Annotated in this window: 20 protein-coding genes; 10 read left to right on the forward strand and 10 right to left on the reverse strand. The window is 66.2% G+C overall.

From position 1 onward, the window contains the following. Window positions 1-39: 39 nt before the first annotated feature. Window positions 40-1386, forward strand: coding sequence for a glutamate-1-semialdehyde 2,1-aminomutase (hemL, locus tag NMQ09_RS05095; protein ID WP_255193364.1), 1347 nt, complete (start codon window positions 40-42; stop codon window positions 1384-1386). Window positions 1387-1524: 138 nt separating this feature from the next. On the opposite strand, the gene NMQ09_RS05100 is transcribed toward hemL, so the two are convergent. Continuing rightward, window positions 1525-2352: a DUF4097 family beta strand repeat-containing protein gene (locus NMQ09_RS05100; protein ID WP_255193365.1), complete on the reverse strand. Its 828-nt coding sequence runs from the start codon at window positions 2350-2352 to the stop codon at window positions 1525-1527. Between the two features lie 147 nt (window positions 2353-2499). Here NMQ09_RS05100 and argS point away from each other — a divergent pair, with 147 nt between their 5' ends. Further along, on the forward strand, window positions 2500-4278 hold the full coding sequence (gene argS, locus NMQ09_RS05105) for an arginine--tRNA ligase (protein WP_255193366.1): 1779 nt from the start codon (window positions 2500-2502) through the stop codon (window positions 4276-4278). Window positions 4279-4340: 62 nt separating this feature from the next. Here argS and minD read toward each other — a convergent pair whose 3' ends face one another. Together minD and NMQ09_RS05115 are read right to left on the reverse strand one after the other, a co-directional pair. Beyond that, window positions 4341-5168: a cell division ATPase MinD gene (minD, locus tag NMQ09_RS05110; protein ID WP_255193367.1), complete on the reverse strand. Its 828-nt coding sequence runs from the start codon at window positions 5166-5168 to the stop codon at window positions 4341-4343. 93 nt (window positions 5169-5261) lie between these two features. After that, complete coding sequence (locus tag NMQ09_RS05115) at window positions 5262-6602, reverse strand: Nramp family divalent metal transporter (protein ID WP_255193368.1); 1341 nt, start codon at window positions 6600-6602, stop codon at window positions 5262-5264. Between the two features lie 339 nt (window positions 6603-6941). On the opposite strand from NMQ09_RS05115, the gene NMQ09_RS05120 reads away from it, so the two are divergent. The 3 genes from NMQ09_RS05120 (at window position 6942) to prf1 (ending at window position 10971) form a co-directional block, all read left to right on the forward strand. Further along, complete coding sequence (locus NMQ09_RS05120; RefSeq protein WP_255193369.1) at window positions 6942-7451, forward strand: LutC/YkgG family protein; 510 nt, start codon at window positions 6942-6944, stop codon at window positions 7449-7451. Next, the gene (locus NMQ09_RS05125; protein WP_255193370.1) at window positions 7448-9640 is read left to right on the forward strand and encodes an LUD domain-containing protein; all 2193 of its coding nucleotides are present in this window, start codon (window positions 7448-7450) and stop codon (window positions 9638-9640) included. Before NMQ09_RS05120 ends, NMQ09_RS05125 begins: the two co-directional genes overlap by 4 nt. 71 nt (window positions 9641-9711) lie before the next feature. Then, on the forward strand, window positions 9712-10971 hold the full coding sequence (gene prf1, locus NMQ09_RS05130; RefSeq protein WP_255193371.1) for a peptide chain release factor aRF-1: 1260 nt from the start codon (window positions 9712-9714) through the stop codon (window positions 10969-10971). Window positions 10972-10983: 12 nt separating this feature from the next. Here prf1 and NMQ09_RS05135 read toward each other — a convergent pair whose 3' ends face one another. Beyond that, on the reverse strand, window positions 10984-11298 hold the full coding sequence (locus NMQ09_RS05135; protein WP_255193372.1) for a hypothetical protein: 315 nt from the start codon (window positions 11296-11298) through the stop codon (window positions 10984-10986). Next, window positions 11298-11678 (reverse strand): MarR family transcriptional regulator, encoded by a 381-nt coding sequence (locus NMQ09_RS05140; RefSeq protein WP_255193373.1) that lies wholly within the window; start codon window positions 11676-11678, stop codon window positions 11298-11300. The genes NMQ09_RS05135 and NMQ09_RS05140 overlap by 1 nt, the downstream gene beginning before the upstream one ends. 142 nt (window positions 11679-11820) lie before the next feature. Between NMQ09_RS05140 and NMQ09_RS05145 the strand changes: the two genes are divergently transcribed. From NMQ09_RS05145 to NMQ09_RS05155, 3 genes are all read left to right on the forward strand, one after another. Then, window positions 11821-12939 (forward strand): tRNA (guanine(26)-N(2))-dimethyltransferase, encoded by a 1119-nt coding sequence (locus NMQ09_RS05145; RefSeq protein WP_255193374.1) that lies wholly within the window; start codon window positions 11821-11823, stop codon window positions 12937-12939. A 104-nt stretch (window positions 12940-13043) separates the two neighbouring features. Then, entirely contained in the window at window positions 13044-14348 is a 1305-nt protein-coding gene (locus tag NMQ09_RS05150; RefSeq protein WP_255193375.1) for a YihY/virulence factor BrkB family protein, read from the forward strand. Between the two features lie 68 nt (window positions 14349-14416). Then, a complete protein-coding gene (locus tag NMQ09_RS05155) occupies window positions 14417-15331 on the forward strand; it encodes a phosphatase PAP2 family protein (protein WP_255193376.1) in 915 nt (304 codons plus the stop codon). Here NMQ09_RS05155 and glnA read toward each other — a convergent pair. Next, window positions 15328-16683 (reverse strand): type I glutamate--ammonia ligase, encoded by a 1356-nt coding sequence (gene glnA / locus NMQ09_RS05160; RefSeq protein WP_255193377.1) that lies wholly within the window; start codon window positions 16681-16683, stop codon window positions 15328-15330. The two genes, NMQ09_RS05155 and glnA, sit on opposite strands and share 4 nt — an antisense overlap. A 125-nt stretch (window positions 16684-16808) precedes the next feature. Between glnA and lrp the strand changes: the two genes are divergently transcribed. Continuing rightward, complete coding sequence (gene lrp / locus NMQ09_RS05165) at window positions 16809-17270, forward strand: HTH-type transcriptional regulator Lrp (RefSeq protein WP_255193378.1); 462 nt, start codon at window positions 16809-16811, stop codon at window positions 17268-17270. 512 nt (window positions 17271-17782) lie between these two features. Here the strand turns inward: lrp and thsB are convergent. Next, the gene (thsB, locus tag NMQ09_RS05170) at window positions 17783-19450 is read right to left on the reverse strand and encodes a thermosome subunit beta (RefSeq protein ID WP_255193379.1); all 1668 of its coding nucleotides are present in this window, start codon (window positions 19448-19450) and stop codon (window positions 17783-17785) included. A gap of 180 nt (window positions 19451-19630) precedes the next feature. Next, on the reverse strand, window positions 19631-20365 hold the full coding sequence (locus NMQ09_RS05175) for an SOS response-associated peptidase (protein WP_255193380.1): 735 nt from the start codon (window positions 20363-20365) through the stop codon (window positions 19631-19633). Between the two features lie 436 nt (window positions 20366-20801). On the opposite strand from NMQ09_RS05175, the gene NMQ09_RS05180 reads away from it, so the two are divergent. Continuing rightward, the gene (locus NMQ09_RS05180) at window positions 20802-20927 is read left to right on the forward strand and encodes a hypothetical protein (RefSeq protein WP_255193381.1); all 126 of its coding nucleotides are present in this window, start codon (window positions 20802-20804) and stop codon (window positions 20925-20927) included. A gap of 19 nt (window positions 20928-20946) precedes the next feature. Here NMQ09_RS05180 and NMQ09_RS05185 read toward each other — a convergent pair whose 3' ends face one another. Both NMQ09_RS05185 and NMQ09_RS05190 read right to left on the reverse strand, forming a co-directional pair. Further along, window positions 20947-21297, reverse strand: coding sequence for a hypothetical protein (locus tag NMQ09_RS05185; RefSeq protein WP_255193382.1), 351 nt, complete (start codon window positions 21295-21297; stop codon window positions 20947-20949). A 74-nt stretch (window positions 21298-21371) separates the two neighbouring features. Then, a complete protein-coding gene (locus NMQ09_RS05190) occupies window positions 21372-21896 on the reverse strand; it encodes a DUF5817 domain-containing protein (RefSeq protein ID WP_255193383.1) in 525 nt (174 codons plus the stop codon). Between the last annotated feature and the right edge of the window lie 7 nt (window positions 21897-21903).

The raw sequence follows: 21903 nt of genomic DNA on the forward strand, positions 1-21903 counted from the left end.
CTCGGTACTACTTTGCCACCCCGCCGCCAACGCCCGCGTATGAACGACGAGCAGTCTCAGGCGCTGTACGACCGTGCGCTGTCGGTGCTTCCCGGCGGCGTGAACTCGGCGGTTCGAGCCGCGATCGAGCCGTATCCCTTCTTCGTCCGGAAGGGCGACGGCGGCCACGTGATCGACGCCGACGGCAACCGGTACGTCGACTGGGTGATGGGACTCGGCCCACTGCTGCTGGGCCACGACCTGCCCGACCCCGTCCAGGCGGTGATCCAGCAGAAAGCCAGCGAAGGACCGATGTACGGCACCCCAACCGAGGTCGAGGTGGACCTCGCAGAGTTCGTCGTCCGCCACGTCTCGAGCGTCGAGAAAATCCGCTTCGTCAACTCCGGGACGGAGGCGACGACCTCCGCCGTTCGGCTCGCTCGCGGCTACACCGGCCGAAACAAGATCGTCATCATGCAGGGTGGCTACCACGGCGCCCAGGAGTCGACGCTCGTCGACGGCGACGCCGAAAACCCCAGCCCATCCTCGGCTGGTATCCCGGCATCGTTCGCCGAGCACACCCTCCCGGTGCCGTTCAACGACGAAGAGGCGATGCGCGAGGTCTTCGAGGAACACGGCGAGGAGATCGCCGCGGTGATGACCGAACCCATCCTCGCCAACTACGGCATCGTCTACCCCGAGGAGGGCTACCTCGAGTTCCTGCGCGAACTCACCGCCGAATACGGCTCCCTGCTGCTCTTCGACGAGGTGATCACCGGCTTCCGGATCGGCGGCCTCGGCTGCGCCCAGAGTCACTTCGGCGTCACCCCCGACCTCACCACCTTCGGCAAGGTGATCGGCGGCGGCTTCCCCGTCGGTGCGATCGGCGGCAAGGCCGAGATAATCGAGCACTTCGCCCCCTCGGGCGACGTCTTCCAGGCCGGCACCTTCTCCGGCCACCCCGTGACGATGGCCGCCGGCCTCGAGACGCTCCAGTTTGCCGCCGAAAACGACGTCTACGACCACGTCGACGGACTCGGCGAGCGCCTGCGATCCGGCCTGACCGAGATCCTCGCCGACCAGGCGCCGAGCTACACCGTCGTCGGCGCCGGCAGCACGTTCAAAGTGATCTTCACGCGGGAGGGGCCCCGCAAGGACAGCCTCGAGGGACAGTGCGACGCGGGCTGTCGACAGCGACCGGCCTGTCCGCGGTACGACCACTGTCCGAAAACCGGCGGCGACGTCAAACGCGCCGAGACCGACCGCTGGCGGCGCATCTTCTGGGGCCGGATGAAAGAACAGGGGATCTTCCTCAGCCAGAATCAGTTCGAGGCGCAGTTCGTCAGCTACGCCCACACCGAAGAAGACGTCGAACAGACGCTCGAGGCGTACAAGGAAGCGCTGTAACTCGATCGAGCTTCGGAAGGGGCTGTACGAACGCCCGATCGATCGACTGCAAGACGAGGAGCGTCCCAGCGAGTCCGCGGATCGAATCCTCGAGGGAGTCGGCGCCGAATTACGAGCACACTCGTGTGGCCGCTCCGATCACTCCCGACCGCGCACGGTCACCGCCCCGTTTCGCGTCTCGAGGGCGATTCGACGGGAGCCCTCGCCGGCCGTCCCGTGGAACGACGAGTCTCCCGAGGTCGCGGTCAGGTCGTCGATCCCGTCGACGGAGATCTCTCCGTTCCGGGTCGAGATCCCGATGACGGCGTCGAGCGTGGACGGGACCTCGAGCGAGACCTCGCCGTTTCGGGTCTGCACCTCGACGTCCCCGGCGACGTTGGCCAACTCGACGGGGCCGTTTCTCGTCTCGGCGGTCAACGATCCCGCGACGCCCGCGACGTCGACGGTACCGTTTCTGGCCGTCGCCGTCAGGTCGCCGTCGACGTCTCGGATCTCGACGATCCCGTTTCGCGCTTCCACGACCAGCGGTCCCGCGACGTCAGCCACGTCGACGGTCCCGTTCCGGACGGCGGCGCGTTCGACCTCGAACCCCTCGGGGACGGTCACTTCGAGATCCATCCGGGGGCTGGGACCGATCCGTATCAGTCCGGGACTGTCCTCACGCTCGACGGCGAGGTCGAGCCGGTCGCCCGTCTGCGTCGACTCGAGCCAGACGTTTTCGGCGTCGTCCTCGCTCGCGGCTCTCGTCACCCGGCGTACCGCGATCGTCTCTCGGTCCTCGCTTCGGACCGTGAGCTGACCGTTCCTGGCGCCGACGGAGACGGACTCGAGGTCGTCGACTGCAAACGTCTCGGTTTCGTCTTCCTGTACCTCTCGGCTGCCGGCTGCGACGCAGCCCGCGAGCGCAGCCGCGGCGGTCACCACACCGCCAGCGAGCAGCCGACGTCGTGACACGGGTTCTGTCATACTCTCACCTGTGTGGTGGATACCCTTTAAGCCGACTCGACCGGTTCCGGGCCGGAAATCCGGGAAGTAACTTTTTATACGATGAACTGACGGTCGCCGTCGGTTCAACCCGACATTCCTTTACTCCCCGCCCGGGAACGGGCGGGTATGTTCCTCTCCCTACGCGCGGAGGTCGAGGACGCCCTTCGCGGGGCGCTCTCGGCCCTCGAGCTCCCGACCGACGACCTCGGGATCGAAGAGCCCCCGGAAGACGTCGAGGCAGTGCTCGCCTCGAGCGTCGCCTTCCGGCTGGCGGGCGAACTCGGCGCGGCGCCGCCGCAGGCGGCCGCCCAGGTCGCCGCCGAGATCGACCCCGACGAGCTGACGTACGTCTCGGCCGTCGAGACCCAGGGGCCGTACCTCAACTTCCTGCCGGGTGATGCCTACTTCGCCGAGACGCTCGCGGCGGGCACCGACGAGTCCTACGGCCGCCTCCCCGACCGCGAGGAGTCGGTCGTCGTCGAGCACACGAGCGCGAACCCGACGGGGCCGGTCCACGTCGGCCGCGCCCGCAACCCGATCATCGGCGACGCGGTGGCGAACGTCCTCGACTTCGCGGGCTTCGACGTTTCCCGTCACTACTACGTCAACGACGCCGGCCGCCAGATGGCCGTCTTCACGTGGGCCTACGAGACGTTCGACGAGGCCGACCTCGAGGATGAGCCCGAACGCGACCGCATCGAGTACGACCTCGTGCGCTACTACCGGAAGGGCAACGCCTTCCTCGAGGACGGACCCGACGAGGAGGTCGCCGCGGCCGAAGCCGAGATCGACGCGATCATGCGCGGACTCGAGGACGGCGACGAGGAGACCTACGAGCGCGTCAGCGAGGTCGTCGATCAGGTGCTCGGCGGGATGAAGGAGTGTCTCGCCCGCCTGCCCGCCGAGTTCGACGAGTTCGTCAAGGAGACGCGCTTCATGCTCGACGGCTCGACCGACGAGCTCGTCGACCAGCTCAAAGCGCTCGAGGAGGCCGTCTACGAGGACGACGCCTGGCAGCTCGACCTCACCGACCACGGTATCGAGAAGAACCTCGTCTTCCTCCGTTCGGACGGCACCTCGCTGTATCCCACCCGCGACCTCGCCCACCACGAGTGGAAGTTCGACAACTACGACCGCGCGGTGACGGTGCTTGGCGAGGACCACAAGCTCCAGGCCGAACAGCTCCGGACGACGCTCAGACTCCTCGGCAACGAGACGGACCAACTCGAGCAAGTGCTCTACTCCTACGTCAACCTGCCGGAGGGGAAGATGTCGACCCGTCGCGGGACGGGCATCGACTTAGACGACTTGCTCGACGAGGCCATTTCCCGCGCCCGTGAGGAGGTCGAGCGCCGGCTGGACGACCGCATCCGGGACGACGACCTAGACGAGGCGGACGTCGAACGCATCGCCCACCAGGTCGGCATCGGCGCGGTGCGCTACGACATCGTCGCCAAGCAGCCGACGAAGGCGATCACCTTCGAGTGGGACCGCGCGCTCGACTTCGAGGCCCAGTCCGCGCCGTACGTCCAGTACGTCCACGCGCGTTGCTGTGGGATTCTCGAGGAGGCGGGACTCGACCTCGAGACCGCGGCGGCCGACCTCGAGACCGACGTCGACGCCGCCATCCTCGAGACCGACGCCGAACGCGACTTGCTCGAGACGATCGCCCGGTTCCCGGCGGTGATCGAGGAGGCCGCAGACGATCTGGAGCCACACGGCGTCGCGACCTACACGCGCGAGTTCGCCGAGCGGTTCAACGCCTTCTACCGGGAGTGTCCGGTGCTCGCCGACGACGTCGACCCCGACGTCCGCGAGGCACGCCTCGCGCTGGTTGCTGCCTCCCGGCACACGATCGCCAACGCGTTGGCGGTGCTGGGCGTCGAGGCACCGAACTCGATGTAGAACTGTTCTGAACGCTCGAACCGATTCTCGCGACGTCGACAGCGACTCCGCTCGAGGCGCGACTACTGGGTGTTCGACTCGGCTTCCGTGATCGCACTCGAGACGTCGTCGTGTGAGGCGGTGGCCGATCCGTCGTCCTCGTCGTCGGTTTCCTCACCGTCGGCGTCGACCACGGAAATCTCGAGATCCGCGAGTTCGACGGCGAGTTTGCGGTACGCCGTCGACGCGGGACACTGGGGGGCGTGGACGACCAGCGGCGTTCCAGCGAAGGCGCTCTCGCGGACGGACGAATCCTCGGGAATCGTCGCGAGGAGGTCGACGTCGAGTCGGTCGGCGATCTCTTCGTAGGAGATGCCATCGGAGGGACGGACGCGATTGATGACGATTCCTTCCACCTCGCCACCGGCTCGCTCGGTCAGCTCGATGGTTTTCTTGGTGTCGTGGACGGCCGCGGGTTCGGGCGTCGAGACGAGGAGGACGGCGTCGGCGAGCCCGAGCGGGAGGACGGTCTCGTGGCTCACGCCCGCACCGACGTCGAGCAGGACGTAGTCGTACGCTTCGCGGAGCGTCTCGACGACCTCGCGGAGTCGCCCCGGTTCGGTCTTCGCGTACTCCTCGAGCGTCGCACCGCTCGGGACGGCGACGATGTTATCTGTGAGTCTGTACGTGGCGTCCTCGACCGACGCGTCGTCGGCCAGAACGTCGTGGAGCGTCGTCGAATCGGGAGCCAGACTGACGAACCCGGCGAGGTTCGCCATCCCGAGGTCGACGTCGACGATCGCGACGCGCTCGCCAGCCTGTGCGAGTGTCGTCCCGAGGTTCACCGTCGCCGTCGTCTTTCCGACGCCACCTTTTCCGCTCGCAATGGCGTACACCGTCTCGTGGGACATATTCGGATATCTGAACCGTGTGACGGAAACACCATAAAAGGTGAGTACACGGGTCGGGAGACCCATCAACTCGAGTACACCCTCGATTCTCGTCTAGACGCCGATCAGGCCGAGTTCGGCTGCGGCACCCAGGATCGCGAAGATGACCACCAGGGCGATGGTGATCGCGTAGTAGAGCTTCCACGTCGTCGACGGGCGGAACGCCTCCGGAAGTCGCTTCTCAACGACGTACCAGTTCGCCGGATAGAAGAACACCTCGAAGATGACGAGAATAACGGAGATCCAGAGGATCAGTGTCACCGGCAAGTCGCCGATGACGGCGATCGGAACCAGGCTGCCGATTCCCATCCCGAGGACGACGAGCTTTCGGATCCGCTCACTGTCGAGGCCGTCGTTCTCGAGCGCCAGCGGGAGGATGTCAGCTGTCGCCCGCGAGGCGCCGTCGAGCAGGGTGATCACCGTCGAGTACAGCGCGGCGAACGCACAGAGCAACATCGCCCAGAACGACCACGGACCGAACGAGTCGCTCAGGATGTCGCCGAGGACGATCGCGAGGTTTTCGTCGGTCGGCGGGTTCGGGTAGAGGACGTTCGCCGCCAGGACGACCATGCTGAGGATGATGACGAGACTGAACCCGTAGCCGATGTTGAAATCCCGTCGGCCGGTCTTGATCCAGGCAGCGACGTAGTCGTGGTAGCGTTCGTCGTTCGGATCGACGCCCCGCTTTCGGAGCGCCTGGGCCCCTTCGTCTTTGGCCATCGACCAGCTGCCGATGAGGATGCTCGTGCTGTGGCCGGTCGGCGCGAAGCCGGCGGCGGCGGCGAACAGGCCGACGAACAGCGCGAGCGAGGTCCCTTCGGGCAGCCCCGTGGCCGTCTCGGCGACCACGTCGGTCGACGGCGGGCCGAACAACACGCCGAGGACGATCAGCACGCCGAGGATCGCGGTGAACACCTTGAGGACGTTCTCTAAGATCCCGTACCGCGAGACGAGCACGAGCCCCATCGCAATCGCGAGCAGGAGGCCGTACGCCGGCAGCAACTCGAGCGGCGTCAGCGCCGCCGCGAGCGCCGCCGTCGAGACGCCGACGGCCGCCGTGATCCCGGTGTAGAGGATGGTGAAGATGAACACCGACACCCACATCGCCCAGTTTTTCGGCCCCGGCAGATCGCCGTAGGCCTCGACGGGGTTGCCGCCGACGCCGTAGGTGTATCTGATTCCCAGTTCCCAGCCGCCGTACTTCGCGACGTAGATCAACAGGAAGATCCAGACGGCGAAGATACCGAAAAAGCCCCCGAGCGTCGGCGCGAGCACGATGTGGCTCCCGCCGATGCTGATCAGCGCCCAGAGCATCGACGGCCCGAAGTGGTTCTTGAAGAATCCCGCCCAGGATTCGGCCGGATACTCGAGGTCCTCGCTTACCGGCTGTGCCATTTCGGTTCACCCCGGTCTGTCCCATTCGGTTTCTCACGGGCTGTCGGTGCGCTCCCGTCCGGATTGCGATCCGGTTCGACGGCCCACGTTCTGCGACGATCCACGAATCTCATAGCAGTACTCGACCCGAGCCGAGGTCATTATTTAACAATAATGAATCTCCAGCCATCAATGTACAAACAGCTCCTGTAGGAAACATCGTTCCCGCCGAGTGTACATCGCTGCTATGTGAGCGCCATTCCAGCCGAGTGACCGCCGTTCCTCCTGCGTACACGCTGTCTCCATCGACCGACCGTCGGCGATGGAGGTATTATCCGGGAGTCACAACCCACAGCCAGTATGGAGACCCAGCAAGTGGCGGGGCTGGCCGAGTCCCTCGAGGGCCTCGGCGTCACCACCGAACGCGCCACGCCGTCGACGCTCTCGGCAGCGCTCACCGACGCGGTCGAACCACCCGCCGTCGGCGTTCCGCTTCCCTTCGCGCCGGACGCGCTCGAGGACGCCGGCGTCGCTTCCGATCCGTCGCCGAGCGAACTCGAGGCAGCGGCGACAGGCGTCACGCCCGCCCGGTTCGCGATCGCGGAGACCGGGACGCTCGCGATCCCCTCGACGCCGGCGGGCGAGGAGCCCGTGAGTCTCTACCCGCCGCGACACGTCGCCGTCGTCGCCGAGCGCGACGTCTACCCCGACGTCGCCGGGGCGTTCGAGCGGCTCGCGACCGAGTTCGAGGAAGGAACCAACAGCGTCGTGTTCGCGACGGGCGTGAGCGCGACCGCGGACATGGGGGAACTGGTCGAGGGCGTCCACGGCCCCCGTGAAGTTCACGTTATCGTGGTCGCCAACACATGAGTCACACGCACACCGACGACGAACGGGCACAGGAGATCAATCGACTCCTGGCCAGCGAGGGCGACGCCGTTCGCGAGAACGCGACGCTGCTCAACCGCCAGCGCTACGACGCGATCGACGAGTTCCCCGCCTACGACGAGTATCGGAGCCGGGCCCGGGAGATCAAGGAAGCGGCGATCGCCGACCTCCCCGACCTGCTCGAGCGGGTGACCGAGGCAGTCGAGGAAAACGGCGGCTCGGTCTATCTCGCCGAGGACGCCGCGGACGCCAACGCGTACGTCGAGTCCGTCGCGGCCGACCGCGACGCCGAGTCGGTCGTCAAGAGCAAGTCGATGACGACCGAGGAACTCGAACTCAACGACCACCTCGAGGCAGCCGGGCTCGAGGTCTGGGAGACCGACCTCGGCGAGTTCGTCCTGCAGGTCGCCGAGGAGACACCGTCGCACATCGTCGGCCCCGCGATGCACAAATCCGAGGCCGAAATTGCCCGGCTGTTCAACGCACACTTCGACCTCGAGGAACCCCTCGAGACGGCCCAGGAGCTGACCCGCTTCGCCCGAGACTTCCTCGGCGAGCGGATCCGCGAGGCCGACGTAGGCGTCACCGGCGCGAACTTCGTGCTGGCGGAGTCGGGGACGATCGTCCTCGTAACCAACGAGGGCAACGCCCGAAAGAGCGCCGTCACGCCCGACGTCCACGTCGCGGTCGCCGGCGTCGAGAAGCTCCTTCCGACGGTTGCGGAACTCGAGCCGTTCGTCCAGCTGATCGCGCGGGCGGCGACCGGGCAGTCGATCGCCCAGTACGTGACGATGCTCAGCCCGCCGACGGAGTCGCCGACGCTCGACTTCGAGGCGGACGAGCTGGGGGCTGGCGAGCGCGAGTTCCACCTCGTCCTGCTCGACAACGGCCGGTTCGACATGCGCGAGGACGAAGAGCTCCGCGAGACGCTGTACTGTATCCGCTGTGGCGCCTGTTCGAACGCGTGTGCGAACTTCCAGTCGGTCGGCGGCCACGCCTTCGGCGGCGAGACGTACTCGGGCGGGATCGCCACGGGCTGGGAGGCCGGCGTCCACGGCTACGACAGCGCGGCCGCGTTCAACGACCTCTGTACCGGCTGCACCCGGTGTGTCAACGCCTGCCCGGTCGAGATCGACATCCCCTGGATCAACACGGTCGTGCGCGATCGGCTCAATCGAGGTGCCGACCCCGACGCCTTCGACCACCTCGTCGACGGCCTGAGTCCGGACGCCGAGGAGCCGGGGCTCCCGCTCGAGAAGCGTTTTTTCGGCAACTTCGAGACGGCCGCCAGACTCGGCTCGACGACCGCTCCCGTCTCCAACTGGCTTGCCTCGGCGGGCCCGGTCCGGACCCTGCTCGAGCGCGTCGTCGGCATCGACCGGCGGCGGGAGCTACCGACGTTCGCGCGCGAGTCGTTCGGCTCGTGGTTCGAGCGGCGCGGTGGCTCCCGGATCGATCCGGGAGATGCCACCCGGGAAGCGATCGTCTACCCCGACACGTACACGAACTACCTCTCTCCGGAGCGGGGGAAGGCGACGGTGCGAACGCTCGAGCGACTCGGCGTCCACGTCCGGGTCCCGCCCCTCGGTGAAAGCGGGCGCGCACCGCTCTCCCAGGGCATGGTCGAGACGGCCCGGGAACGGGCGCGAGCGGTCTACGCGGGACTGGCCGAACACGTCGACGCCGGCCGCGACGTCGTCGTGATCGAACCCTCCGACCACGCGCTGTTCTGCCGGGAGTACGACCGGCTGCTCGTCGAGGAATCCGCCCGCCGACTCCGGGAGTCGACCTACGACGTCATGGAGTACGTCTACGGCCTGCTCGAGAACGGGGCCGACTCCCACGCTCTCACTGCGGGTGACGGCCGCGAGATCGCCTACCACGGCCACTGCCAGGCGCGGACCCTCGGCACGGACCAGTACGCCGTGGCCGTCCTCGAGCGACTGGGCTACGACGTGCGCGAGAGCGACGTCGAGTGCTGTGGCATGGCCGGCAGCTTCGGCTACAAGCGGGCGTACTACGAGCTGAGTATGGACGTGGGCCAGCCGCTGGCGGAGTCGTTCGAGGGTGAGGCGACGATCCTCGCGAGCGGCACCTCCTGTGGCGATCAGCTCGAGTCGCTGCTCGGACGCGGGAGCCGCCATCCGATCGAGGAGATCGCACCGCCGTAGCCCAGAGACCCTACCCCGAGTCAACGTCCGTGTCAAAGGATACTTACCCGCGGCACCGTTCGTATTAGCTAATGAGCCAGGAGGGCGAGCAGGAACAGTCCGACCGGAAGAAATACGAGTTCCGGAAGGTCATCGAGGATCTCAAGAACTACGAGGGCTCGGGGACGCAACTGGTCACGATCTACGTGCCCGACGACCGCCAGGTCAGCGACGTGGTCGCCCACGTCACCCAGGAACACAGCGAGGCGGCCAACATCAAGTCGAAGCAGACCCGGACGAACGTCCAGGACGCGCTGACGAGCATCAAAGACCGGCTGCGCTACTACGACACCTACCCACCGGAAAACGGGATGGTACTCTTCTCGGGCGCCGTGAACTCCGGCGGCGGGCAGACGGAGATGGTGACGAAAGTCCTAGAGGAACCGCCCCAGCCCGTCGAGTCCTTCCGGTATCACTGCGACTCGAACTTCCTCACCGGTCCGCTCGAGGAGATGCTCACCGACAAGGGCCTCTACGGCCTCGTGGTCCTCGACCGTCGCGAGGCGAACGTCGGCTGGCTCAAGGGTAAACGCATCGAGCCCGTCAAGTCCGCCTCCTCGCTCGTTCCTGGCAAGCAGCGAAAAGGTGGTCAGTCCGCCCAGCGATTCGCCCGTCTGCGCCTCGAGGCGATCGACAACTTCTACCAGGAGGTCGCCGGGATGGCAAACGACCTGTTCGTCCCCAAGCGCCACGACCTCGAGGGTATCCTCGTCGGCGGTCCCTCGCCCACCAAAGACGAGTTCCTCGACGGCGACTACCTCCACCACGAGATCCAGGACAAGGTACTCGGCAAGTTCGACGTCTCCTACACCGACGAGTCCGGCCTCCGGGAACTCGTCGACAACGCCGAGGACGCGCTGGCAGACGCCGAGGTCATCAAGGACAAACAGCAGATGGAAGAGTTCTTCAAGGAACTCCACGCCGGCAACCTCGCGACCTACGGCTTCGCAGAGACCCGCGAGAACCTGATGATGGGGTCGGTCGATCGGCTGCTGATCAGCGAGGACCTCCGCAAGGACGTCGTCACCTACGAGTGTGGCGAGTGTGACAACACCGACCGGGAGATGATCGACCGGCGGAAGGCGACGCCCGGCCACACCTGCAGCGCCTGCGGCGCCGACGTCGAGGCCGACGACGAGGACCGCGAGGACGCTATCGAACACCTCATGTCGCTCGCCGAACAGCGCGGCACCGAGACGAAGTTCATCTCGACGGACTTCGAGAAGGGCGAACAGCTCTACAACGCCTTCGGCGGCGTCGCGGGGATCCTTCGGTACAGCACGGGCGTCTAACGCCGTTTCGTTCTAGACGTACTGCATCAGTTTCTCGACGGCAGTGGCAGTCAGTTCGTCAGTCACACGAGCGATCGCTCGGTCCACGTCGGCGTCTCGGAGCGAGACGACAGCCCACGGTGAGACGAACGAGTCGCGCTCGAGCGCACCGATTTCGAACGCACCGGCGAGCGAAATGCTCTCGGCGTACGATTGTGTCGTAATTCCGAGCGCGATATACTGGTCACCAGCAAACGGGTGATCTTCGCTGCTGACGACCAGGTACGGCCGTCGCGGCGTGTGGCCAAACGGATCCGCGGCGACCACGACGACGCCGCGCTCGTGCATCACCTATCCTCCGTCGAATCGTCCTCAGTCTCCTGTTCGCTGAGGTCGGGGAGGTCAGCGTCCCACTCGGGCGTTTCGTCGTAGTAGTCTCCCTCGAACTGTTCAGCGACGGTTTTCAGTCCGATTATGCTCGCCGTATGTGCATCGTAGGCGTCCGGGTTGATCGCCCAGTACGCCCCCTTGTGCCGGACGAACCCTCGATCCTCGAGTCGACTCAGGGTTGTCCCGACGCTCCCACGGGGGATTTCGAGCTCCTTCGCGAGCTCACTGGCCCGGTATCCCTTCGTGGGATTGCTGGCGAGAAACTCGAGGATTCGTCGACCGTTGGTGTTCTCATCGGGTACGTCCGTCGGTCGATAGCTCTCGAAGTCGACAGGCATACGTAACAGCACGTAACGTGGCGTAATAACCGTACTGCCGTTCAGCTCCCCTCTGAAATCAGAGAGCGAACGCAGAATCACGGGCAAACGACGTCCGAATCGGACCACGTCGCTTTTCGCACTCGCCGCTCGAGTCACCACCATGCGCGTCACGGAAGGAGGCGTCGACCTCGAGGTGCCGGCCGAACAGACCGAGGGCGTCGAGGCGTCGGTCTTCTACAACCCGCGCCAGGAGCTGAACCGGGACCTGACGATCGCGACGTTGCGAGCCTACCGCGAACGCGAGCCACGGGCGGAGTCGTACCTCGACGCGATGACCGCGAGCGGCGCTCGGGGGGTCCGGGCGGCCGCCGACGGCTGGGAGGTGAGTTGCTGTGATCGGAATCCGAAGGCGGTCGAGCTGGCCCAAGAGAACCTCGAGCGCAACGACTGTGCGGCGACCGTCGTCCGTCGGGACGCGAACGCCGTCATGCACGAGTCGCGCTTCGACGTGATCGACCTCGACCCGTACGGGACGCCGATGCCGTTCGCCGACGCGGCGTTCGCCAACTGTCGCCACCTCGTCTGCGTCACCGCGACCGACACGGCGCCGCTGTGTGGCGCGCACTTCCAGAGCGGCATCAGGTCCTACAGCGCCGTCCCGCGAAACACCGACTACCACGCCGAGATGGGCGTCAGAATCTTGCTCTCGGCGCTCGCACGCACCGCCGCCCGATACGACGTCGGCGTCACCCCCCTCCTGACCCACGCGAGCAGCCACTACGTGCGGACCTACCTCGAGCTCGAGGAGCGGGCCACCGCGGCCGACGCGGCGCTCGAGGAGCTGGGCTACCTCTCACACTGTGAGGACTGCCTCTATCGCGAGGCCCAGTCGGGCTTGATCGCCGAGCCGCTCGAGACCTGCCCCGACTGTGGGAGCGACCGGCTCCTCGTCGCCGGGCCGGTCTGGCTCGGAGCCGTCCGCGACCGGGCGTTCGTCGACGCGGTTCGCGAACAGGTGACCGAGGAGTTCGGAACCGCCGAGAAAGCGCGGGAGCTCCTCGAGACGCTCGCGGCCGAACTCGACGAGCCGACCCACTACGACCAGCACAAACTCTGCAAGCGGTGGGGCCTGCCGGCGAACGCGATGGACGCGTTCCTGGCGGATCTCCGGGAGGCGGGCTACGACGCCTCGCGAACTCACTACGGCGGGACGACGTTCAAGACCGACGCGAGCGTGGGCGAGATTCGCGACGCGACCGAAGCGAACCTGACCGACTAGCGGTCAGCCCACGCGCCACCACGGAAACGGGTTCGAGCGCGGTCTGGTCTCAGCGACCGTGACGTCACTTCGACTATTTCCCCCTTCCCGTCGAAGGAGCGTCCGTGATCGATCGTTCGACCGAACTCGAGTTCGTCCGTCGCGTGGCCAGAATCTCCCGTGAGGAGCAGGTGACGCTGCTCGCGGCCGGCGTCGCGTTCTACGCGTTCGTCTCGCTCATCCCGCTGGCGTTGCTCGGGTTCGCGATCGTGACGTTCGTCGGTGGGGCCGAACTCGCCAGGTTCGTGACCGACGCGGCCGACGACGTTCTCACCCCCAGCGCCCAGGCCGTCCTCGAGCAGACGTTGACGGAGGACGCCGGCCGCGGCGGAGCGACGGTCGTCGGCGCGATCGGTCTCGTCTGGGCCGGCTCGCGGGTTCTTCGCGGGCTCGATCGGGCGTTTTCGGTGGTGTACGGAACGGCGGCGACGAAGTCGATCGTCGGACAGTTTCGCGACGGGGCGATCGTCCTCGGGGCCATCATTCTCGGACTGGCCGCGATCGGCGGCGTCGAGGCGATCGTCGGCGCGACGACGACCGGCGTGCTAGGGCTGCTCGGGCCGGTGTTTCTGTTCGTGACGCTGCTCGTGGTGTTTCTCCCGCTGTACGTCGTCTTTCCCGACGCCGGCGTCGAGGCCGCAGAGGCGCTCCCCGGTGCGGCGCTGGCGGCGCTAGGCTGGACGATCCTCAGCCGGACGTTCAGCCTCTACACGGCGTTTGCAGGGACCTACGCGTTTTACGGCGCGCTGGGTGGCGTCTTCCTCGTGCTCACGTGGCTGTACTTCGGGTCGATCGTCGTCGTGCTCGGGGCCGTGCTCAACGCCGTCCTCGCTGGCCGGGATCAGGACCGGCAGCTACAAAGTCCCGGCGCGCGACAGGTCCGAACGGAAGCGATGACCGACGACGACACGGGGCCCGACGAGACGTCAGCCGACGACTCCGCCGTGGACGACCGCACCGCGGCGGACGCTCGGGCGAGCGCTCGCACGCGTGATCGGGCGGACGACCCCGAAGTCCTGCTGGAAGAGATCGAACGCCTGCGCGACGAACTCGAGTCGTTCGAGGCGGACGTCGAACGCCGCACCGTCCAGAAGGAGTCTCTCGAGTCAGAACTCAAGCGGTACGTCCGCCGTCGGGCCCGCCGCGGACACGCCCGCGGCTGGGGGCCGTACCTCGTCTTGCTGTACGGGACGGTGCTGGCTCTCGGCGCGTTTTACTTCCTCGAGGGCTGGGCAGCGATCGTCGCGATGTTCGTCGTCTGGACGTCGGTGCTCGGCGTCTACCTCCTGATGGTGCTGTTCGGGACGGGCCTGTCGTTGCTCGGCGTTCCGGGTCGGCTCCGGGACCGAATCGGCGAGCGGCGGTCCTGAGAGACGCCACGCTGCATCAGCCGCCACGGGAATTTTACAGGCGGAAATCTTACGAATAGCCGACGGCCATGCGAACGTGGACCGATCCGGCAGTCGTCGAATCGGTCAGGGACGCGTTCCCGGAGTGGACCGCCCTCGTATTCGCCATCCTCTCGTCCTTCGGGAGCGTCTGGTTCGTCGCCCCCGTCGTCGTCCTGGCCTACTGGTACTGTGACCGACATCGGTCCGCGCCGTGGCTCGGCGTCGTCATCGGCGGATACGCCGTCATGACCGCCACGAAAGCCTACTTCGACGTCCCGCGACCCGCCGTCGACCCGGCCGTCACGCCCGAGAGCCTCCCGACGCTCGTCGCCCCGATCTACGGGCTGTTGGTCGAAGTCGACACGTCGGCCTTTCCGAGCGGTCACGCGCTCGCCGCCGTCATCGTCTGGGGATTGCTCGCCCTCGAGGTCGACGTCGGGACTCGAGGACAGCGGACCGTCGTCGCCGGGGTGATGGTGATCCTCGTATCGCTCTCACGGATCGTCCTCGGCGTCCACTTCCCCGCCGACGTCGTCGCTGGCGCCGCGATCGGCGTGTGCTACCTGGCAACTGTCCTGTTCGTGATCGGCCGCGTGAGTGATCGGGACGATCGCCGATCGGGGACCGTCGCGTTCGCCCTCGCCGCTGGCATCGCAGCGATCTCGTTCGTCGTGAGTGGCAACGCCGACGCAGCCACCCTCTTCGGTGGGGCGCTCGGTGGCCTCTTCGCCTGGCAGTTCGCCGCGCCACCACGGCAGCCGTGGCCGCGAAACCTGCACGGTGCCACCCTGGCGCTCTCGGGGATCGGGTTGCTCGCGCTCGTCGCGCTCGTGCTCGTGCTCACCGATGGGATCGTCGTCAGATTCGCCGTGGGCGCCGTCGCTGCCGTAGTCGTCGTCTCGCTTCCCTCGTTCGCCAGCAGTAAAAGACAGCGAGGGTCGGCCGAAACGGCGAGCGATTAGAACGTCTCGAGGTAGCGGTCGAGTTCCCACTGGGAGACGTCGACCAGGTACTCGCCGAACTCGTGTTTTTTCGCCTCGATGAACTTCGGTCCGACGTGTTCGCCGAGCGCGTCGAGCATCGCCTCGTCCTCTTCAAGTGCGGAGACGGCTTCGCCGAGGTTCTCGGGCAGCGTGTCGATGCCGTACTCCTCGCGTTTGGCTTCGTCGAACTCGTAGATGTTCTCACGGACCGGGTCGGGCGCCTCGAGGCCTTTCTCGATTCCCTCGAGGCCGGCCTGGATCATGACGGCGAGCGCGAGGTAGGGGTTACACGAGGGGTCGGGCGAGCGCAGTTCGATCCGGGAGGCCGCCGGGACGCGGGCGGCCGGCTTGCGGATCAGCGCCGAGCGGTTGCGGTCGGACCACGCGACGTAGACCGGCGCTTCGTAACCGGGCACGAGGCGCTTGTAGCTGTTGACTGTCGGGTTCGCGATTGCCGTGATCGCGGGAGCGTGCTCTAAGACGCCCGCGAGGAACGATTTCGCGGTGTCGCTCAGATTGAACTCGTCGTCGTCGTCGTGGAAGGCGTTCTCGCCGGCCTCGTCGAACAGCGAGATGTGGGTGTGCATCCCCGAGCCGTTGATCCGGGGGATGGGTTTGGGCATGAACGTCGCGTGCAGGTCGTGCTGGGCCGCGATGGCGCGGACGACCGTCCGGAAGGTGCCGACGTTGTCCGCGGTCGTCAGCGCGTCGTCGTACTCGAAGTTGATCTCGTGTTGACCCTCGGCGACCTCGTGGTGGCTGGCTTCGATCTCGAAGCCCATCGACTCGAGGCCGTAGATGATGTCCCGACGGACGTCGCTCGCTAAGTCCTTGGGTGCGAGGTCGAAGTAGCCGCCGTGGTCGGCGGTGTTCGTCGTCGCCCGGCCCTCTTCGTCCTCCTCGAACAGGAAGAACTCGGGTTCGGGCGCGGCGTTGATCGTGTAGCCCATCTCCTCTGCGCGCTCGATCGCCTGTTTGAGGACGTAGCGCGGGTCGCCCTCGAACGGTTCGCCGGTCGAGGTGTCGATGACGTCACAGATCATCCGGGCGGCGGCGCTCTCCTCGTTGGCCCTCCAGGGGAGGATCGCGAACGTCTCCGGGTCGGGCTTTAAGCGCATGTCCGACTCCTGGATACGGACGAACCCCTCGATCGAGGAGCCATCGAAGTAGATTCCCTCGGTGAACGCCTTCTCGGCCTGCCGGGCGGGAACGGCAACGTTTTTTACCACGCCGAGAATGTCCGTAAACTGTAGCCGAAGAAAGTCAACGCCCTCCTCCTCGATCTGGTCCAGCACGTCCTGTTCTGCCGTAGTTAGGTTTCCGCTTGTCATTTTATGCTCGTCTCATTCAACTATCCGAGCCACTAAAACCCTGCTGTTCCGAGCAAATCTTCTCTAAGCGGACTGAAACTGGATATTCGTAAAGTTCTAATGGGTGGGGTGAGAGAGTGAACGTGATGACGTACGAAAATCTGGACTCGAAGTTAGTGAATGCCCTTCTCGGCGACGGGCGGGCCAGCCTTCGCAGTCTGGCCGAGGAACTCGACGTCTCGGTGACGACCGTCTCGAATCACCTCTCCGACCTCGAGGAACAGGGAGTGATCGAGGGCTACACGCCAATCGTCGACTACGACGAACTCGAGTACGACGTCACGGCGATCATCCAGCTCAAAGTCGAGGGCCACGCCCTCCCCGAGATCACCGACAGCCTCGCAGAGCACCGGCAGATGATCAGCGTCTACGAGGTCACCGGCGACTACGACGTGATCGCCGTCGGGAAGTTCACGGATACGGATGGCATGAACGATCAGATCAAGGCGCTCATCACCGACCCCGACATCAAGGAGTCGAACACGAGCGTCGTGCTCAACACGGTCACCGAGAACGAACAGTTCGAACTCGAGATCGACGAGGACTGATACTACTGGACAACAGTCAGTGAACACTCGATCGCGCTGTGACCGGCCGTCGGACTCGCTGACGGCCGGTCGCGTGCGATCGATGTGTGAACCGTTTTGTCCGGCAGTATGAACCGCTGCTTCTCGACGCGGCGTCAGCCGCCTTTCGAGTGCCGTACTGGAGATTGCCATCCGAATCTCCGTCATCGGTTACGCCCCCGTCGGCGAGCACGTCGACCGCCGCATCGGCGAGGATGGGCCGAGAGAGTGCGATTCGCTGGCGCTGACCTCCGGGAGTGTTGACGTCTTACGCCCATGCGCGCGTGTTAGCCCGACGACGAACTCGTGGGCCTGCGCCGCATTCGCCGCCTCCCGAACGGCCCCGTTCGGTCACCGCAATAGCGTCGTGGACGTGACCGCCGACGTACGCTGGACGCTGCGCTCGACGCGTTGGTCGCGGCGAAAAAACGGATCGGTTTCGATGCGTACCGTGAACCGCTCGACGTGGAGTGAAGCGACTTGCTGGCCGGCAGTTACATCATGCCGCCCATGCCGCCGCCCATGCCGCCCATGCCGCCCATGCCGCCGGCGTCGGGCATCTCCTCGTCGTCGCCGTCGGTGCTCAGGTCACCGGCAGCGATGATGTCGTCGATCTTCAGGACGAGGTTTGCGGCCTCGGAAGCGGAGGTGACGGCCTGCTCTTTGGCGTGAGCGGGTTCGACGATTCCGGCCTCGAAGGTGTCCTCGACGTCGCCCGTCCAGGCGTTCAGGCCGGCGCGGACGTCGCCGTCGTCGTGGGCCGCACGGAGGTCGACCAGCAGGTCGATCGAGTCGAGGCCCGCGTTCTCGGCGAGCACGCGCGGGACGAGCTCGAGCGAGTCGGCGAACGCCTCGACGGCGAGCTGCTCGCGGCCCGACACGGAGTCAGCGTAGTCGCGCAGGCGCGAGGCGAGCTCGACCTCGATCGCGCCGCCACCGGCGAGCACGCGGCCGTCGGTGACGGTCTGGGCGACGACGTCGAGGGCGTCCTGGACGCCGCGCTCGAGTTCGTCGACGACGTGCTCGGTGGAGCCGGCCAGCAGGAGCGTGACGCCGTGGGCGTCCTCGCCCTCGACGTAGAACAGCTCGTCCTCCTCGTCGCGGGTGACGTCACCGAATCCGAGATCGTCTTCGGTCGCGCTCTCTAAGTCGGAGACGACTGCCGCGTCGACGACCTCCGAGAGGAACTCGAGGTCGGACTTCTTCGCGCGGCGAACGGCCAGGATGCCCTCCTTGGCGAGGTAGTGCTGGGCGAGGTCGTCGATGCCCTTCTGGCAGAAGACGACGTCGGCGCCGACGTCGACGATGTGGTCGACCTTCTCGCGCAGCTGCTGCTCCTCGCGGTCGAGGAACTGCTGGAGCTGGTCGGGGTCCGTGACCGAAACCTCGGTATCGATGTCGGTCTCTTCGACCTCGATGGGGTCGTTGAGCAGCAGGATGTTCGCGTCCGTCGCCTCCGTGGGCATGTTGTCGTGGACGGGATCTTTGTCCACGATGCCACCCACGAGCAGGTCGGACTCGCCGGCGCCGCGGCCGGTCTGGGTCTCGATGTTAAGGAACTCGAGGTCGACGACGCGCTCGCCCTCCTCGGTCTCGACGGTCACCTGGCGGACGGCGTCGACGATGAGCTGGGCGAGGTGCTCTTTGTTGACCTCCGCACCCTTGCCCGTCATCGAGGTTTCGGCGGTCTTCTTGAGCAGTTCCTCGTCGTCGGTGTCGATCTCGGTCGCGACGTCGTCGATCTCCTCGCGAGCCTTCTCGGCGGCCATGTGGAAGCCCTTGATGATGGCCGTCGGGTGGATGTCCTGCTCTAAGAGGTCCTCAGCGTTCTTGAGGAGTTCACCCGTGACCGCGACGGCGGTCGTCGTGCCGTCGCCGGCCTCGTCCTCCTGGGTCTCGGCGACCTCGATAATCATCTCGGCCGTCGGGTTGTCGATGTCCATCTCCTTGAGGATGGTGACGCCGTCGTTCGTGATGGTGACCGACCCCATCGAGTCGACGAGCATCTTGTCCATCCCCTTCGGGCCGAGTGTCGAACGTACGGCCTCGGCGACCGCACGCGCCGCCTGGATGTTGTAGTCCTGCGCGTCGCGATCTTTGACGCGCTGGGAGTCCTCGCTCATGACGATCATCGGCTGTCCCTGCTGCATTCGCTGACTCATAGTCAGCCGAATCTATGATTGTCCTTCTACATAAAGGTGCCGCTATCTCCAGCAGACGAGTATCGTCGAAGGTCGGAAGAAACCGACGAAAACCGCCGTACTGAGGCGGCCACCCTCGGTTCGAATGTGTCTCGGTATCACAGGCCGTGACCGCGCGAATGGCCGAGATTCTCCCGGCATTTAAGTAGTGCTGGACTCGAGCGGTTCCACCAGCGATGGATCGTCGTTCGCCGGGCTGTTGACGGCCGTCGAGACCGGGTACGCACGCATTTCAGCGGCGGAAACGGGCTCGAGCAGGGCTCGTGGGTCCTCCTCGGTCAGCCACTGGCGTTCGACGGCCGGCTCGAGGATGGCAGCCATCCGGTGATGGAGGTCGGCGACGAGGTCGTTCGGCGCCGCCGTCACGATCGTGAACGTCTCGAGGACGCCGTCCTCGTCGTCCGCGTCGACACCGCCGCCGAAGGCGTCGAGTCCGACCTGTGTCGTCTCGGGCTCCCATCGGGCCCACAGCCCCGCCATCGCGAACGGCCGGTCGTCCTCGAACGCGACCCGATACGGCCGTTTTTCTCCCTCCGCTTCGACCCACTCGTAGAACCCGTTCGCGAGCACGAGCGCGCGACCAGCCGTCGGCGCCGCCGGGTCACGATCCTGACGGCGGTAGGCGTCGCGAAAGCTCGGCTTCTCGTCGATCGTCTCCGCACGCGCGTTGATCAGCCCGTTCGCATCGTCGTCGGCCCACGAGGGAACCAGCCCCCACTCGAGCTGGCGGACCGTCTCCGGTGCGGCGTCCGTGATCACCGGCAGCCGTTGGCCCGGCGCCAGGTTGTACCGGGGCGAGAACGATGCTTCGAACGCGGCGTCGAACCGCTCCTCGAGGTCCGCCTGCTCGACGAACAACGTGTACCGGCCACACATACGACCTCCTACGGCGTCGAGGAGCAAACCACTGCCCCCTCACCGACGCCGGTCCCCGACGGTCCGGGCGGAACGTCGGCGGCTCCAGCGGCCGGCCCGTAATAGCGTATTTCGCACGCCCCGAAACTGACGGTACGGTGTTCCTACCGATCCGTTCGAACCGGGTACGACGCCGATTACCTTGGTCGCAGCTCCGGTCGGGTCGAGAACAGCATGGACGACAGATACGAGATGGTGGTGAGCCAGGACGGCTTCCTCGAGCTTCGCGACCGCGACGACCCCGACTGCTGGATCGCGACCGACTCGCCGGCCGAACTCGAGCGCTGACTTCGCGTTCACTTTCACTTTCACCGTCCGCTGTTGGCGATGGTATTTTTACCACCGGACGGTAGTCGGTGGCGCGTCCGTTTGGTGAGTACCGACGGGCGCGCCACTCATGAGCCACGATTCACCACCGCCGCTCGAGTCGCAGCGCGCGTACCGGTACCTGCTGGTGCTCGAGGCCGTCCTGACGGTGATCGTCCTCTCGCTGACGGTCGCGCGCGCTCTGGGGGTGCTGTGAGCGATCCGTTCGCTTGCGGTCACTCCACTGCGGTCGCCTCACGCTTGAGCCGCAGCGTCACCACGGCGATGTAGGCGCCAGAGAGCACGAGCACGAGCAGCCCGATGGCGACCTGGGCGCCCGTGCCGAGCAGAACGAACAGCAAGCCGACGGCTGCCCCGCCGTGGCCACCGGCGAGGGCGTAGTGTCCCACGAACGCGTGGGCGAGCGAGACGACGGCGAGTGTCACGGCGAAGACCCACGTCGCGATCGTCGTCGTGTCGACCCCGACGACCGTCTCGCTCACGACCGTCCCGTACACCATCACGGCGGCGGCGGCGAGGATGCCGATCCCGATCGCCGTTCCCTGCACGTCGACCGTCTCCGTCATTCACCTCGAGTACCGACCGGGCGGGTAAAGCCGTGGCGATCACCAGGTCTCATCGTGGCCGTCGTGAGTCGGTATCAGAGGAGCCGATACCGCCCGCGGCTCTCGCTCACCGCACCGCGGCGAGTGAGCTTTTCCAGCGCAGACTCGACGTACTCTCGGGGGACCCCACGCTCGCCCGCGTACTCGATCACCTCGGCCTCCGTGGGCCGATCGAGCGTCGAGAGGGCCTCCTCGACGATCTCCTTTCGACTCCCGCTTCGGGACGACCCGCGCGGGTCGCGCTCGCCTGCGGCCTCGAGCTCCGCGACGTCGAGCCCCGACCCCTCGAGGTACGCCTCGTCGTCGACGACGCCGTCGGCGACCTGCGACTCGAGGTCGGCAAAGCTGTCGACTTCGGCGAAGGCCTCGCCGTGGCCCTGTCGGTTCGCGAGCATCGACGCCCGGACCTCCCGGGCGTGGTCGGCGTCCTCGGTCTCGAGGAACTTCTTTCGCTTTTCGTACTTTTTGCGCGAGCCACAGCGCGGACACTGGGTCGTCTCCGAGCGCCCCTCGATGATCCAGAGGTACGAACACTCGCTACAGCCGACGACAGCGTACATGGTACGG

Origin of the sequence: Natronobeatus ordinarius, assembly GCF_024362485.1 — an archaeon.
GTDB classification, from domain to species: Archaea; Halobacteriota; Halobacteria; order Halobacteriales; family Natrialbaceae; genus Natronobeatus; species Natronobeatus ordinarius.